Here is a 15280-nt window from a genome sequence, read left to right on the forward strand (position 1 = left end):
AGAGTTATTAAGAGTATTAAAATGAACTCTCCTTCTTTACTTCGATAGTCATCGTCAAATTCCTTCAAACCTTCAAACTTCATTTAATCTTTCTTGTTATTTAGTGAGTAAATAATTTTAAAATGAAAATTTTTTTGCTCATATCTTCTTTTTTATAAAATCACAGATAATCTGTATGTGATTCGAAGGAAAGGGAAAAATCCCGATTATTATTTGGGTAGGGATAATGGGATCAGTTAGTAAACAATACATAATACTTCTTTGTTTTTACATATGAGGGCTATATACAATAAAAAAAGAAAGGCAAGACAATCTGCCTTTCTATGAATTGAATATTCGTTACTGTTGATGTTCACTTCTGAATGATAAGGAATTCCCTTGGTGATTTTTTCATTTCGAAACTATTTTTTTGTGTTTCTCTAAAAAATGACATAAAGATGATTTTAAAAGGGAAAGACTGTACTCAAATTCTCTATTTCACACAACAGAGTCTTTGAAAGTTAATTAGCCTATTTTGATTGAACATTACTTAGAATAATTTTACTGTGAGGAATGCTTGGAATATTCACCATGCTATAGCTAAGATCTTGGTCTTGTATATCGTATTCCATATGATTCACAAGGAAATTTAGACTTATCTTCATGATTTCTATAGTGACCCATTCTCCTGCACAACGGTGTCCAAGAAGATAATCACCACCACCTTGGGGTATAAAATTGAATCGATTTTCCTCCCATTGAGCAAATCGATTTGGATTAAACTCATCAGGTTGATCCCATATTTTTGGGTCATGATTCGTTCCGTAAAGATCTAATAGGGTTAATGTTCCTTTTTTGAATAAATAGCCGTTCCAGATAAAATCCTTTTTAACTAATGCTGCTACCATTGGGAAAAATGGATAAAAGCGCCGTACCTCTTGTACAAACATCCAAGAATAATCTTCATCATTTTTCACTAGTTTATCCCTTTCATGAGGATAATGATGTAGTGCAACCACAAGAAAATTAATATAAATTGAAATTGCCACAATGGGACGCAATATATTAATGACTTCTACAGCAACAGTTTCAGTATTAAGAAGCTCCCCGTTAAGATCCTTATGCCAGGTAAATTGATGCAATAGTGTATTTTCTGAGATTTTAAGCTTTCCATCCCGAATGTTGCTAATCAGCTCACTCATGTTGGTTTCTACTTGATTTCTTGCTTTCCTCCCACGCCAATGAGTTGGACCGATTTTAGCAGGTGATTCAAACATTGCTGCTAGATCTTTTGTTAGATTTGTCGTTTCCTCATCTTGAACAGAAATACCTACCCATTGGCAGGCGGATTTACATAAAATTTCTTTCACCTCATCAAATAATATCACTTTTTTCATATTTCCCCATTTATCTAACGCATTTTTCCACTGTTTTTCAGCTATAACTTTAAGTTTATTTAGTTCATAGGGAGACATTTGGGACATAAACATTTCCTTACGATGTTTATGTTTTTCACCATCTAATCCTTGAACCCCATTTTTTCCAAATAAGGTTTGAATTAAACGGTTAGGCGCTGCGTCTTTCCTTGCAAACTTATCCGTATCATAAAAAACTTCTGCCGCTTCATTCCCCGTCATACAGATTGCTTTTTTACCAAGCAATCGTGTCTCGAAAATATTGGACTGAAAGCTTTGACATCTATTTGGTATAAACATATAACCTTCTCTAAGCATACTTAAGCTATGGTCTAATCCATCTTCTTTGGGTATCTTTTTAATTTTTTCCATTTGATCCAGCTCCATTTTTTCTGTGGAATAGATAATTATTATTATTTGTTAATTTACCCTAATTACTCTTAGAAGAATCATCTTCTTATGTTTTTGAATATTTCAAGGTTAGTTTTTTCCTAATAATAGAAGAATCTATACAACAGATGGTTGAGAGAATAAAAAAGTTGCAAATGACTCAAATATGAAGTCGGTCACTATCAAAGGCGTAATGAAGAATGATGATAACAGAGGGATCAAGGGTGTATTACCATGCTCTTGCATATGCAATAAAATAATGAAAAAGAATCCTATTGATATTGGAAAAGTAAATATATTGAAAGCTTTGAATTACTATATGATCTATTGATACCTCAAAGTTGATATTATTGGAAGTAGAAAAATAGGATTGTGAATTAAGAGGGAAGGAGTTGAAGATCTAAGAGTTCAGCAGCTTTTTTATTCGAATAAAAGGCAGGTTATTTCATGAAGAATGATGAAGTAAATAGTATGGTTATAAAAAGAAGAGGTGGCAATGGAATGATTAATGAATTTATAACGATTAGAAAAGCTGTTTTAACTGATGCAGAAGGAATAGCTAAAGTACACGTTGACAGTTGGAAAACAACTTATGCCAATATTGTACCAGATGAATATTTAGATAATCTTTCATATGAAAGTCGAGAACAAATGTGGACTGATGCCATTCCTTATGGAGGTGTATTTGTAGCAGAAAACAATGAAGGAAAAATAGTTGGTTTTTCCAAGGGCGGAAAAGAAAGAAGTGGTAAATATAAAGGGTACGAAGGAGAACTATATGCCATTTATATTTTAAAAGAATATCAAGGTCAAGGAATTGGCTCAGCACTTATTAAGCCAGTTATAGATGAAATTAAAGGCATGGGATTGAACACTATGCTTGTTCTTGTATTGAAAGATAATACTTCACGTCACTTCTACGAAGCATTAGGTGGTCAAAATATAGATCGTGTTGAAGTTGAAATTGGAGGAAAAATACTATCCGAACTTGTGTATGGTTGGAAAGATATTCGCACTATATTTTAGTATTCATTCTACTACTAACAGGTGAGATCATTAAAATAAACAATAGAAAAAGACAAAAAAAGGGGGAGTATTACTATATGAATAATAACTTAATTAAAAATATTCAATTGGTTTATTCTGACCTATCCATTGAAGACTTTTATACGAATGAGATTGGACAGAATAATGACGTGCTAATTGTAAACCATTCACTGGTTTTTAGATTTCCGAAATATAAAAATGGAATCATAAAATTAAAAAGAGAAACGGAAATTTTGAAATACATTAAAGATATCGTCTCAACTCCTATTCCAAATCCAATTTATGAGTCCTTTGGAGAGTTAGAACCAGGTAAGGCTTTCACTGGCTATAAATTAATAGATGGTGTTCCATTATGGAAGGAAAGTTTAATAGGTATTAAGAGTGTTGAAATGATGAAAGGATTGGCAGAACAACTTGTTTCTTTTCTTGTAGAACTCCACTCAATTTCAGGAGAAAAAGTACGTCATGATTTGAACCTAAAAGTTCGTAATCCCCGTGAAGAAATGTATAACCTGTATGACAAGATTCAAACTAAATTATTTCCTTATATTAGAGAGGATGCTCAAAAAGAGGTATCACAATCTTTTGAAACTTTCCTAGAAGGGAAATCGTTCTCTAATTTAGATATAACCCTTATACATGGAGATTTCGGTGCATCTAACATCTTGTGGAATCCTGAAACATAGTAGGATTTCTGGGATTATAGATTTTGGTGGTTCAGGTTTAGGAGACCCAGCATATGATTTTGCTGGAATACTCTCCAGCTACGGAAGAGAATTTTTTGATATGTGTATGAACCTGTATCCTAACGGTGATGAAATATCGGAACGAGTAAAATTTTATAAAAGTACATTTGCTTTACAAGAAGCACTACACGGAATTGAAAATGGTGATAGACAAGCTTTTGAAAGTGGAATTCAAGATTATAGATAAATTGCTTATTCCATCATTTTAGATGAATCATTTGAAAGAATAAAAGTCATCCTTAATGATTACCAAACTAAAAGATAAGACCATTGATTATTAATCGAGCTAAAAAGTGCATGAACAGAAGAACAGATCTGTTATTTAGAAGGCTTTTTCATATGCTATTAACGGGATATAGTTCAAAAAGGATTAAAGGTTTTTTTTTTGTAGGGAGTTCAATGAAACAAGGTAAACGTCATTAGGGGGAAAACTGAATATGTTTAGGAATAAATATCACAGAGCATTTGGAGTTTACGGCATTTATGTAGAAGAAGGAGAACTCTTAGTTATAAATAAAAATGGTGGTCCATATACGAATCGTTTTGACTTACCTGGAGGAAGTTTAAAAGAAGATGAAACTTTATCGGAAGCAATGAAAAGAGAATTCCTTGAAGAAACGGGACTTGAAATTGAAATCCAGGAAAACATTGGGGTTGTGGATTTTAAACTGCCATGGTTATGGAAAGAGTTTACGGATGTTCATCATATTGCGGTCTATTATTCTGTTCGTATTATTGGTGGGAACATACAAACACCTGAACAATTTGAAGGACAAGACTCATTGGGAGCCGTTTGGGTAACTGAAAAAGATGTTTCCTTGGATAATGCTTCACCATTAGTTTTAAAAGCATTTGAGTGGTTAAGAACAAAGGATTTAGGGATAGATGCTGAGATATACCAAGATTGGAAAGTAGTAAAATAAATATTTTCTTATACAGTCTAGAGCTGACTAACTCGAGTTAATCAGCTTTTTATGCTGGAGAGGTAGATTAATTCAATGCTATATGTTTTCATTCCTACATATTTTTTTGAGTAATGCCCGACAGCCAGATGAAACAAGACTATAGGTTTCTTCAAAATTGCCTGTGAAAAATGGATCGGGTATATCTTTTCTGTCTTTGGTGAGGTCTAACAACCTTATTATCTTTGGATGATTAGGTTTGCCGGTAATACTATAAATATTTTTTATGTTACTCTTGTCCATACCTATAATATAGTCGAACTTCCAAAAGTCTTCTTTTATTAATGAGCGTCCAATTAGCCCTTTTGAAGAAATATTATATTTCTTTAGTATATCAAGAGTTCCCTTATGAGGAGGTAATCCGATTTGCCATGAACTTGTAGCAGCCGAATCAACTAAAAATTTCTCATTTAAATTTTCTTTATTGACCATGTCACGAAACAAAGCTTCTGCCATCGGTGAACGGCATATATTCCCCAAGCATACAAATAAAACACTAATCATGTACTTTACTCCTTTTATCTATCTTATATTCACAAACACGATCTCATGTACAGAACACCTAATTGTAAAATATGTACTACATAGAAATTTGGAACGGCGTATGCATTCATCCATTATTATGAAGTACTTAGTTTATAAGTGACTCAATGTTTTTTTTATAATTAAGTTATTTTCATTCTATGGTCATTAGTTGTTCTTTCATAAAAGGGACCGCATTCCTGTAATATAAGAGATTAGTCTTTAAAGCAATAGAGACATTAAAGTAGAGGATTATTACGGTATGGACATTACCACCTAATTTTTTTAGGAATTTAAAAAACTTTTCAATGGAGGGCGTCGTCTAATAAATTGGAAGGAGGAACGGATATGGATGAATTAACAGTAGAGGTGTTTGAAATAGAAGATATGGAAGCCCTAATAGACGAGATAATGAATAAGTATGGACAGGAGATCCTACAGCTCGTTTATTCATATGTAAATAGTAAAGAGGTCGCCGAGGACTTAGCCCAAGATATATTTGTTAAATGTTACAAATCTCTTCATACATATAAGGGAAAATCGAAGTTAAGAACATGGTTGTGGAGAATTGCTATTAATCATTGTAAGGACTATATAAAAAGTTGGTATCGCAAAAAGGTAATTCTTACAGATAATGAATCTACGTATATGGGTGTTCAAAAAGAAAGTGCTGAACAGACATTTATTAAAAATGATGAGGATCAAATGCTGGCTTCAGCAGTAATGAACTTACCAATAAAATATCGAGAAGTGATTTATCTTTATTATTTTGAAGAAATGCCAATCAAAGATATTGCAATGGTAATAGAAGTGAAGGAAAACACTATTAAAACAAGACTTAAAAGAGCCAAGGAACTCTTGAAGAAAGGATTGGAGGAATAATCAAATGGAAAATCGATTAATAGGGCTACGAAAATCAATGGAGCAAACAACTTTTAAACATTTGAATTTTTCTGAGCAACAACGTAAGAAGGTTTATGAAAAAATCAATAAAACATACGAAAATGAAGAAGATGTTTTTTTAGCCGTTTTACAACTTCTCATTTCTGAAAAAACAGGATACGAATTAGCTAAGCTATTACGTGGGAGAGGGATTCGAAAATTCGAAGGAAATGAAGGCTTTTTATACACCATATTACATCGTCTAGAACAGAATCATCTTTTACAGTCAAGTTGGGATAATTCAGGAGCGAAATATTATCAATTAAATGACAAGGGAAGAAAGACATTACGGAAGGCAGAAAAAACTTCTACAAAGAAACGATTGATTTTAAAAGAATTGATACAGGGGTGAGACAAAATTGAATAAAAAAGGGGATCACTTTTTAAAAGAAGTCACTAAACATATTAAATCAAAGGAAGCAAGGAATCTTGTGGCAACTGAATTAGAATTTCACTTGAAGAAGGCTAAGAAAATGTGGATAGAGAAAGGCTTATGCGAGGCAGTTGCTGAGGACAAGGCAGTTGAAGAAATGGGAAATCCAATCAAACTTGGTCAAGAACTTAACAAACTACATAAGCCAAAGGTTGATTGGTTGATTATTATATTGTTAGTGACTGCTATGGGAATAGGTTTCTTGCCAATAGTAGCACTTGGATATACGAATCATTTTCTAATCAATAAGGTGATATTTGTTATTCTCGGTGTAGCGGCAGCTTTTGGGATGATGATGATTGATTATCGGAAATTAGAGAGACTTGGATGGTTGTTTTACACAATAGGAGTACTCATCCTGATAATGTTAAGCTATTTTTCAACCACTGCAATAAATGGGGTTCCTTATATTAAAATTGGTTCCATTAAAATTGAAAGCTTAATGGCTGTACCATTCTTTTTTCTAGCTTGGGCTTCCTTCTTTAATAATAGTAGATTAAAGATTTGGCATCTTGGGATAATATACCTATTTTCTTTGTATCTATTCTTATCTATACCAAATGTCTCAACAACCTTTATCTATATAATTATGGTATTCGTTATGCTTTGGTGGAGTTTGTTAGGTAAGAAAAAGACACTGATAATTACGGTTGTACCAATTTGTTTATTTATCATCGGTGGGTTATTTTTCTGGTCTTCAGCAAAGGAATACCAGATAGCTAGAATTTTAGGGTTTTTAAACCCAGAAAGTTACGCAAATGGTTCGGGTTATATGTATTTACGTTTAAAAGAGTTAATGTCGTCAGCAAGGTGGTTTGGTACATCTGGAAATAAAGAGTTTATTCAGGCTGCACATACTGATTTTGTGTTTGCGAGTTTGACTTACTATTATGGGTATTTGCTTGCACTTATCCTTGTCTTCATTCTTTCCCTTTTTGTAGCAAGGATGATCGCCATAACTTATAAAATAAATGGTCATTATGGTAAATTGCTTCTTGTTGGTGGAATGACTCTTTTTGTAGTTCAGTTCATTTATAATGTTGGAATGATCTTAGGCTTATTACCGATCACATCTATATCCTTGCCTTTTATTAGCTATGGGCTGATGCCAACTCTGTTTAATGCGTTTTTAATGGGTATCGTGTTAAGTGTATATCGACGTAAAAATTTGAAATCAAGTAGTTTCATATAGAATTGAATCTAATAAATTCTTTAATTAATTTAATAAAGAAACTTTACACTCACATGGGTATTTAATTTATTCCAGAAAGAGAGTTTTTTTAATAAGAAGGGGGACTGTGAAAGATTGTGAAGGGTTACCCTCAAGCTTTTAGTGAGTATTAATCCAAGAAGTCTGTCTAAGTTCCTTTGTTGGGACAAAGCTTTAAGCTATACGAAAAAATGTGCTTTAATGTATGAAAAGTTAATGTGAGTTAGGCGTAGTAAATAAAATCCTTAATTTAAGACTTTTCAGCTAAATGGTGCGTTAGTAGTGTACCGAAAAAAGCCCAATTTCTTTATCTTAATATTGAGAAACTGGTCAGTTAGCAAAAAAATTTGCGGTATCTTAATGGGAAATCATATTGGGCAGAGGCAGATCCATATGGCTGAACTCTTAAGTTGTAGACAAAAAGCTTGTAGCAGGATTTATTATTTGGTTCTATTTCTATACATATATCGTATGAAAGAAGGTAGTACTGTGAAAACAACAGGAAATTTTACCGACAAGGCTGATATATATGCGAAATATCGCCCTAGTTACCCTGATGAATATATTGATTATTTGATTTCAGCTAACCAACTGAAAGATAATCAGATTGTGGCCGATATTGGTTCAGGAACGGGGATATTTAGCAGCCAACTGCTTGAAAGAGGGTTAAATGTTATTGGAGTTGAGCCAAATGATGACATGAGAAGGATGGCTGAGCAATCGTTAAAACAATACTCTCGTTTTAAATCAATAAAAGCAACTGCTGAAAATACCACTTTAAAAGGGAATAGTGTGGATTTAATAACTGTAGCTCAGGCATTTCATTGGTTTGATAAAAAAGCATTCAAAATGGAATGTCAACGGCTTTTGAAACAAAAGGCAAATGTTGCTCTTGTTTGGAATAGCAGAGATTTAACTAGTCCAATTATTAAAGAGAATGCAGAAATTTGCCAAAAGACCTGTTCAAATTTCAAAGGATTTAGCGGTGGAATAGAGGAAACTCCAGAAGTAATTAATAGTTTTTTTAAGGATGGAAAATATGAGTTTAAAAAATATCAAAATGATTTACTTTTTGATTATGAAAGTTTTTGGGCAGGAATTTATCAGCATCCTATGCTCCGAAAAAAAATGACGAAGAGTATAAAAGTTTTGTTTTTCTCCTATCAGAGCTATTTGAAAAGTACAGTAAGAATGGAAAAATTGTTCTCCAAAACATAACGCGAAGCTATCTAGGCAATGTCTAAACAGCCGAACATAAAGGGGCTATAATTGAAGTTCCCATTTGAATTTTAGATTAACATTTACTAATTATTATAAACAAACCGGGGCAAGAGTTGAAGATCCAGTGAAGATCAACAGCTCTTTTTTTATTCGACTAGAGAGGCAGAATAGTTGAGTAAGAAAATCGTTGATTATGCTTTGTGTATTTAGTTCCTGAAAAGGGAAATTTCGTTAAGATTGAATAATTAAATTAACCAATTGGGAGGGACTTTAATAATTGAGATTATTGATGTTTTAGCGGGTGCTATATTTGATATTCTTAAATTTATTATAAGGTCGATTAGCTATTTACTTGGAGGGATGATAATAGTTGCTGTTCCAATGTATATACTAGTTTGCAGTATGGGATGAATGCCGAATTATACAAGTATATACAGGAAGCATTAGAATGAATTATTTAATTTTCACTGAGAAGGGTAATTTAGGGTAATGATAAGCTGTTAGACTGCTTATATATTTTATGAGGTAATAAATGTTGAAATAGATTTATGTGCAGCTCCTTTAAATAAAAAGAAAGATTGCGAATGATTTTATTAAAGTAGCAGTTTATTTGAACAATTGTCATTAGCTTTTTTCAACAATCGGGTCATTTAACGGATTAAGGAAAAGTATTATTAGTGGTAAAACAAAGCGGTTTAATCAGAGAATATTTTTGTTCGTAAAATAGATTTAATATACCGGAAATTCACCATAATATAAACGCATGTTTGTTCATGTAAAGTAAACGACAAAGGAAGAGTTTATTCTTACCCTCAATTCATGAAATCTAAAAGTATAGTGTTTATTACGTTATAGGGCGCATTTCCGCAACAAGGATTGTGCTCATTTTTTAACTTAGGGGAAAAATTGTTAATGCTTATAGAGGTAAAGGGGCAGCTTGGATTAATAAAAGAGGAAATATACTCATTTTGTTGAATATAGAGGGTAAATAAAATTATAGGTGGGATATCATGAAAGAAGTAATAATCACAAGTGGTGCTCAAAAGCCAGGAGAAATGCCTTATTCTCAAGCGATAAAAGTTGGAGATATAGTTTATGTCGCAGGGCAAGGTCCATTCGAACCAGAAACAGGAATGAGTGTTGGACTTACTCTTGAGATGCAAGCAAGAAGGGCACTTGATAATCTTAAAGCTATTTTAGAGGCATCTGGTGCAAAGTTATCAGATGTTGTCAAAGTAACAGTATTTCTGGGTGAAGGTGCAGAGTTCGACCCCTTCAATGAAATATATAAAGAATATTTTTCATATCCATACCCCGCAAGAACGATAGCACCTGCCAATATGGGATTCATGGTACAAATTGATGCAATAGCTCATATTTCATAATTATTTTTTATTATGATTCAACTAACGGAGCACGATGCTTTAATAGGTATCGTTTTTTGGAGTTTTAATAAACGAAACAGAGTGTGAAATATTGTACTTTAACAAAGTAGTGCAAGAGCATAAGATCCAGCTGCCAATTTGGGGGCTTTTTTTTATTCGGCTAAAAGGGCAGTTTAATGGAAGAAACATTTTGATCTTAAAGCAAAGGTGAATTATAGGAACCTGACCAAAAAAGGTCTCCTCCACATACCTTCGTTTGTTGAATGGAAAAGTTACAAAGAGTGACTCAAAATTAGTATCAGGTTCGGTTGAGAGGTAGGAAACATCAATTTACAACCGCGAATTAGTAAGCATGTTTACACTAGTTTTGAACAATAATTTAGCAATAGAAAGTGCAATGGAATTCGTTCCATTGCTTTTTCTATTTTAATGATAGGTTCGTAAAGATTTAATGGTTATTATTTAATTTTGAATAACTCAATCAGCTTGTGCCATGCCAATGGAGTTTCAACCGCCATATAATAATCTTCGTCTTTCCAGTATCTCCTAGCAAGAGGGTATCTGGTAGGAGTCATTAACCTTTCGGCATTTTTGGCGCACTCCATCGCATTTGAAAATTCTTTATTGTGTTTTATCAAATAAATCACATTCATGCCAAAGTAAAAATTTGGGTATCTTCTATAAGTATGTTCAGCTTACCGATAAAATCATCCAATGCAAACTAAAAATCTCCTTATATTTTCATTAAAAATCAATGAAAATAAAAGAATTTAAAAAAATTGATGATACATTGATGGAGTCAAAGATTTATGAATGATTCGTACTGAACAGGAGATGCACAGATATGAAAAAGATTTTGTTTTTACCCTTTTTACAAATGCGGTCAGGGCATCATCAGGTTGCCGAGGTATTGATGGATTTAGCTGAAAAACAAACAAATGATACGATTGTGAAGAAAATTGACCTGTTAAGCTATATTAATCAACCTTTAGAGAAAATGATTACGAGTGGCTATTTAAAATGGATACGTTATGCACCAGAAACTTATGATCTTGTTTATAAGAAATTTTTCTACACTGCGACTCCAAATGAACATTCATTTAAATGGTATTATTATTTCTTTTTGAAAAAAATGGAGCAGCTGTTAATGGAAGAAAATCCAGATTTAATTGTTTGTACTCATGGCTTCCCATCTTATCTTTTGAGTCAGCTAAAAAGGAAGAGAAAATTCCAGGTGCCGGTTATAAATGTATATACTGATTTCTTTATTAATAATTTTTGGGGAAAAAAAGAAATTGATTATCATTTTCTTCCCAGCAAAGACGTCAAAACAGAGCTCCATAAAAAGTATCATATATCGGAACAAAGGTTGATCGTCACCGGTATTCCTGTACATGAGGAAATGACCAAATATATAAAACAACAAAAACAAGGAAATAGACCTAAAATATTAATTTCTGGAGGAAATAATGGCTTGGGCGGGATTGTAAAACTATTGGACAATTCAAAGGAATCCTCACAATCTGATTTCTTTGTGCTTTGTGGAAATAATAAAAAAATGTATGATGAACTCCTTTCATGGAATGTAAAACATATAAAACCGTTGCCATATATTTCATCAAGGGTGGAAATGAACAAATTGTATGAGGAAATGGATGCGATTGTCACAAAACCTGGGGGCGTTACGATTAGTGAGGTACTACAAAAAGGGTTACCCGTTTTTGTCCAATCAGTTCTTCCTGGTCAGGAAGAACTCAATCTGCAGTATTTAACAAAAAAAGGACTGGTTTTTAGGATTAAACAGAAGAATAACTTTGAACAAGAATTACTGAGCATTTTGAAGGACCCTAGTAAAATCAATCAATGGGAGAGTTCAATTCATGCTTATCAAAATGGTATTGAGATTGAGGGTACAAGAAGCATGGTGGAAATCATGAACGAGATCCTTAAACAGAAATCGAGCACCTTCTCCTCAAGCATAGTGAAACAATTGAAGGTTTACAATTTGGCAAGGGCATAGATGATGAGGGGGAAAAGGCGTGAATAATTGTAAAAAGGATAAATACCTTATACTTTCAGCCACTTTTGGTGAGGGACATAAACAAGTTGCAAATGCGATAAGCGAGACAGTGGAGTATATGCTTGCTGATGCTGAGCCTATCACTATAGATGTAATGGAGTGGATTCATCCCTATCTTTATCCGATTAGTCATTACCTGTACAATAAAGGAATTAATAAGTTTCCGCAAGTGTATAGCTTTTTCTACAGGAAAACTCGGGTAAGAAGTCACTTTTCCGTCAAGTTGAATTCACTATTTTTATTGGGAATGCAGTCTATGCTTAAAATCATACAAGAAATAAAGCCAAAAGTAGTGGTTAGTACTTACCCATTTGCTGCGGGGATTATATCGAAATTTAAAGAACAAGGCTTGATCGACATTCCGACAGTAACCATCATAACGGATTATACGGATCACTCCTATTGGATTTATCCTTATACTGACCAATATGTGGTGGGTTCTACTCAGGTATGCAACCGTTTAATTTCTTTAGGGGTAGAGGAATATAAAATAAAGCACACCGGAATCCCCATACGAAAAAGATTTATGGAGGTCCACCCAAGGGAACTTCTCATAAATAAATATCGGATCAAACCAAATAGATTTACCATCCTCATTATGGGAGGGGGAGACGGTTTCTTTGGAAAAGGATTTTCGACCTTCCGTGCGTTGGAATCCATGTCCACACCGATACAACTTTTTATCGTATGCGGTAAAAATAAGAAGTTAAAAAAACAATTAGAGTATGAATTAAGAGACTCTAAGCATGATTTGAGAATAATGGGTTACTGCGAAAACGTTCATGAATTAATGGCCATATCAGACTTAATGATTAGTAAGCCTGGGGGAGTCACAACCTCTGAGGCAATGGCAATGGAATTGCCATTATTAATCTATCATTCGTTGCCGGGTCAGGAAGAAGATAATGCGAAATATTTATATCGTTCAGGATTAGCATTCCTTGCGAAGTCGGAGAAGGATTTGGGTGGACAAATAGAAAATCTTGTCCAAGATTCAACACCGTTAAAATTGATGAAACAAAGGATTAAAAAGCATCGGACCAAAACATCCACATCAGATGCCCTCCGTGTGATTGTCAAGGCTGCTAATCGTGAGCAAACACAAAAAATTGGATAACCAATTCATTTAAAATCGTGAGTAAATTGAGGTGCGTTTTTAGTATGAGGTTCATTATTTTTGTTATCTTTTTTTTCATTTTATTATATACTGTTATCCCATATTTTCTAACAAGTGGATTAGGGATGAAGGTATTTAAAAGAGGGAAAAAGTCAAACAAAATTGCATTTACGTTCGATGACGGGCCAGGCCCAATATATACTCCAATCCTTCTTGATTTATTAAAGAAAAATGAGGTAAGAGCCACCTTTTTTGTGGTTGGCTCAAAAGCTGAAAAACATCCTGAGTTGATCGGTCGTATGCATCAAGAAGGCCATTTAATTGGGATCCATAACTATATTCACCATTCAAACTGGTTCATGTCTCCTTGGAAGGTTCGCAAGGGGCTGGAGGATACAGCCAAAATTATCGAAAATATTACCGGAGTAAGACCTGTCTATTATCGTCCTCCATGGGGAATGCTCAATCTTTTTGATCTTTTCCAATTAGGTAAATACAAGATCATTCTTTGGTCAGTGATGGCGAAAGATTGGCGGACTTCTGGAGGAAGTGAAAAGATTAAGCATCTACTTGCAAACATAAAAGGGGGAGATGTCATTCTGCTTCATGATAGTGGGGATACGCTAGGAGCAGAGTTAGATGCACCAATGAATACAATTAATGCATTAAAGGACATATTAATACAATTGCGGGCAAAGGAATTGATTTGTGTTCGTTTAGATGAATTATTAGGGTAATTATTATTCTTGAAACCAGAAGTGAAATTATTATTGGATGGTAATCATATTCAAATTGAAATAATTAGGTAGGTTATTTTAATGTATGGACCTGTCATAACAATCGTCTTTCCTTGTTAATACTATGAAGGAGTTTAATAGAAACTTTGAAACAATTATCGGCTATATAAACGAGTTAATCGATTTACTTGTATAAATGGAAAGTAAAATCCAGTTGGTAGTTGATGGCAGTAAATACCGGTCATAGACCTTAATTGATGAGATGATGGAAAGGTCCAATGTGTGAAGGGTTTTAAATTGCCAGAAATGTAGGCCATCAAAAACACCGGCTTTATGACCGGTGTTTATTAACGTCAAAAGATACTTCTTGGAAAATTCACCTATATAGCTTGACATAAAGATTTACATTATCCAAAGTGTGTAATAATAGAGACATTAATATATTATTTGATGTAAGGAGATATTTATGTGGGTAGTCTGATTGATATTTTTTGCATCTTGATAAACATTTAAACCATCTTTTGAATTGCGGCCATAGCTGGTGACATATTGAATTACTCCATTGGGCAGTTTTTAAGTGATAAGATTGTTGCACGTGAAAATATTCGTTTTATTAAAAAAAATATTTGAATCAAACCAGTGAATTTTTTGCTAAGCATGGTTCAGCCACTATCATTTTTGCTAGGTTTATACCAATTATTCTGCCTTTTGTGCCTTTCGTGGCTGGAGTGGGCAAGATGTCGTACTCGAAGTTTATTTCATTCAATGCAATAGGCGGGATTCTTTGGGTTATTATAGCCCTGTTTGACGGATATTTCTTTAGTAATATTCATGTGTTCAAAGACAACTTTAGAATAATGATTATTGGAATCTTAGTGGTTTCCCTATTCCCTGTTGCATGTGCATTTATTAAAAATAAAGTGGTGGCAAAAAAACTTTAGAAGCTTTTTACAACACTGATCTGCTCCAACAGAAAGGGTTTGGTTTGACCGTTAATTGGATACTGCGTACATTTAAAACTATTTTTGCATAGTTTGTTACTACTAAGTATGGGCAATTTGCCAACATAAAAATGGACACTTCAAAATCGAAGT

General features: G+C 33.5%; 14 protein-coding genes, 1 pseudogene and 1 riboswitch. Of the genes and pseudogenes, 13 read left to right on the plus strand and 2 right to left on the minus strand.

The window, feature by feature from the left end; translation table 11 throughout:
• Positions 1 to 509: 509 nt before the first annotated feature.
• Positions 510 to 1766, minus strand: a complete 1257-nt coding sequence (locus NST63_RS12025; RefSeq protein WP_341042230.1) for a cytochrome P450 — start codon at positions 1764 to 1766, stop codon at positions 510 to 512.
• Positions 1767 to 2285: 519 nt separating this feature from the next.
• Here NST63_RS12025 and NST63_RS12030 point away from each other — a divergent pair.
• From NST63_RS12030 to NST63_RS12045, 4 genes are all read left to right on the plus strand, one after another.
• Complete coding sequence (locus NST63_RS12030; RefSeq protein ID WP_341044188.1) at positions 2286 to 2810, plus strand: GNAT family N-acetyltransferase; 525 nt, start codon at positions 2286 to 2288, stop codon at positions 2808 to 2810.
• A gap of 77 nt (positions 2811 to 2887) precedes the next feature.
• On the plus strand, positions 2888 to 3517 hold the full coding sequence (locus tag NST63_RS12035) for a phosphotransferase family protein (protein ID WP_341042231.1): 630 nt from the start codon (positions 2888 to 2890) through the stop codon (positions 3515 to 3517).
• Positions 3483 to 3764, plus strand: a complete 282-nt coding sequence (locus NST63_RS12040) for a phosphotransferase (RefSeq protein ID WP_341042232.1) — start codon at positions 3483 to 3485, stop codon at positions 3762 to 3764. The genes NST63_RS12035 and NST63_RS12040 overlap by 35 nt, the downstream gene beginning before the upstream one ends.
• A gap of 250 nt (positions 3765 to 4014) precedes the next feature.
• A complete protein-coding gene (locus tag NST63_RS12045; RefSeq protein ID WP_373312674.1) occupies positions 4015 to 4500 on the plus strand; it encodes an NUDIX hydrolase in 486 nt (161 codons plus the stop codon).
• 78 nt (positions 4501 to 4578) lie between these two features.
• On the opposite strand, the gene NST63_RS12050 is transcribed toward NST63_RS12045, so the two are convergent.
• Positions 4579 to 5043, minus strand: coding sequence for a low molecular weight protein-tyrosine-phosphatase (locus NST63_RS12050; protein ID WP_212945307.1), 465 nt, complete (start codon positions 5041 to 5043; stop codon positions 4579 to 4581).
• Between the two features lie 366 nt (positions 5044 to 5409).
• On the opposite strand from NST63_RS12050, the gene NST63_RS12055 reads away from it, so the two are divergent.
• From NST63_RS12055 to NST63_RS12095, 9 genes and pseudogenes are all read left to right on the plus strand, one after another.
• Positions 5410 to 5943, plus strand: a complete 534-nt coding sequence (locus NST63_RS12055) for a sigma-70 family RNA polymerase sigma factor (RefSeq protein WP_341042233.1) — start codon at positions 5410 to 5412, stop codon at positions 5941 to 5943.
• Positions 5944 to 5947: 4 nt separating this feature from the next.
• The gene (locus NST63_RS12060) at positions 5948 to 6355 is read left to right on the plus strand and encodes a PadR family transcriptional regulator (RefSeq protein WP_341042234.1); all 408 of its coding nucleotides are present in this window, start codon (positions 5948 to 5950) and stop codon (positions 6353 to 6355) included.
• A 7-nt stretch (positions 6356 to 6362) separates the two neighbouring features.
• Complete coding sequence (locus NST63_RS12065; protein ID WP_212945310.1) at positions 6363 to 7628, plus strand: FtsW/RodA/SpoVE family cell cycle protein; 1266 nt, start codon at positions 6363 to 6365, stop codon at positions 7626 to 7628.
• Positions 7629 to 8135: 507 nt separating this feature from the next.
• A pseudogene (locus NST63_RS12070) lies at positions 8136 to 8890 on the plus strand (class I SAM-dependent methyltransferase).
• Between the two features lie 987 nt (positions 8891 to 9877).
• Entirely contained in the window at positions 9878 to 10252 is a 375-nt protein-coding gene (locus NST63_RS12075) for a RidA family protein (RefSeq protein WP_341042236.1), read from the plus strand.
• Positions 10253 to 10810: 558 nt separating this feature from the next.
• Positions 10811 to 10870: riboswitch (Fluoride riboswitch) on the minus strand.
• Between the two features lie 226 nt (positions 10871 to 11096).
• Positions 11097 to 12272, plus strand: coding sequence for an MGDG synthase family glycosyltransferase (locus tag NST63_RS12080; RefSeq protein WP_341042237.1), 1176 nt, complete (start codon positions 11097 to 11099; stop codon positions 12270 to 12272).
• Positions 12273 to 12291: 19 nt separating this feature from the next.
• Positions 12292 to 13449 carry an MGDG synthase family glycosyltransferase gene (locus NST63_RS12085; protein ID WP_341042239.1) on the plus strand — a complete coding sequence of 386 codons (1158 nt, stop codon included), beginning with the start codon at positions 12292 to 12294 and terminating at the stop codon, positions 13447 to 13449.
• Positions 13450 to 13493: 44 nt separating this feature from the next.
• A complete protein-coding gene (locus NST63_RS12090; protein ID WP_341042241.1) occupies positions 13494 to 14186 on the plus strand; it encodes a polysaccharide deacetylase family protein in 693 nt (230 codons plus the stop codon).
• A 626-nt stretch (positions 14187 to 14812) separates the two neighbouring features.
• Positions 14813 to 15127: a VTT domain-containing protein gene (locus NST63_RS12095; RefSeq protein ID WP_341042242.1), complete on the plus strand. Its 315-nt coding sequence runs from the start codon at positions 14813 to 14815 to the stop codon at positions 15125 to 15127.
• Positions 15128 to 15280: the final 153 nt, after the last annotated feature.

The sequence above is a fragment of the Heyndrickxia sp. FSL W8-0496 genome (genome assembly GCF_038007825.1).
In the GTDB taxonomy this organism is placed as follows: Bacteria; Bacillota; Bacilli; order Bacillales; family Bacillaceae_C; genus Heyndrickxia; species Heyndrickxia oleronia.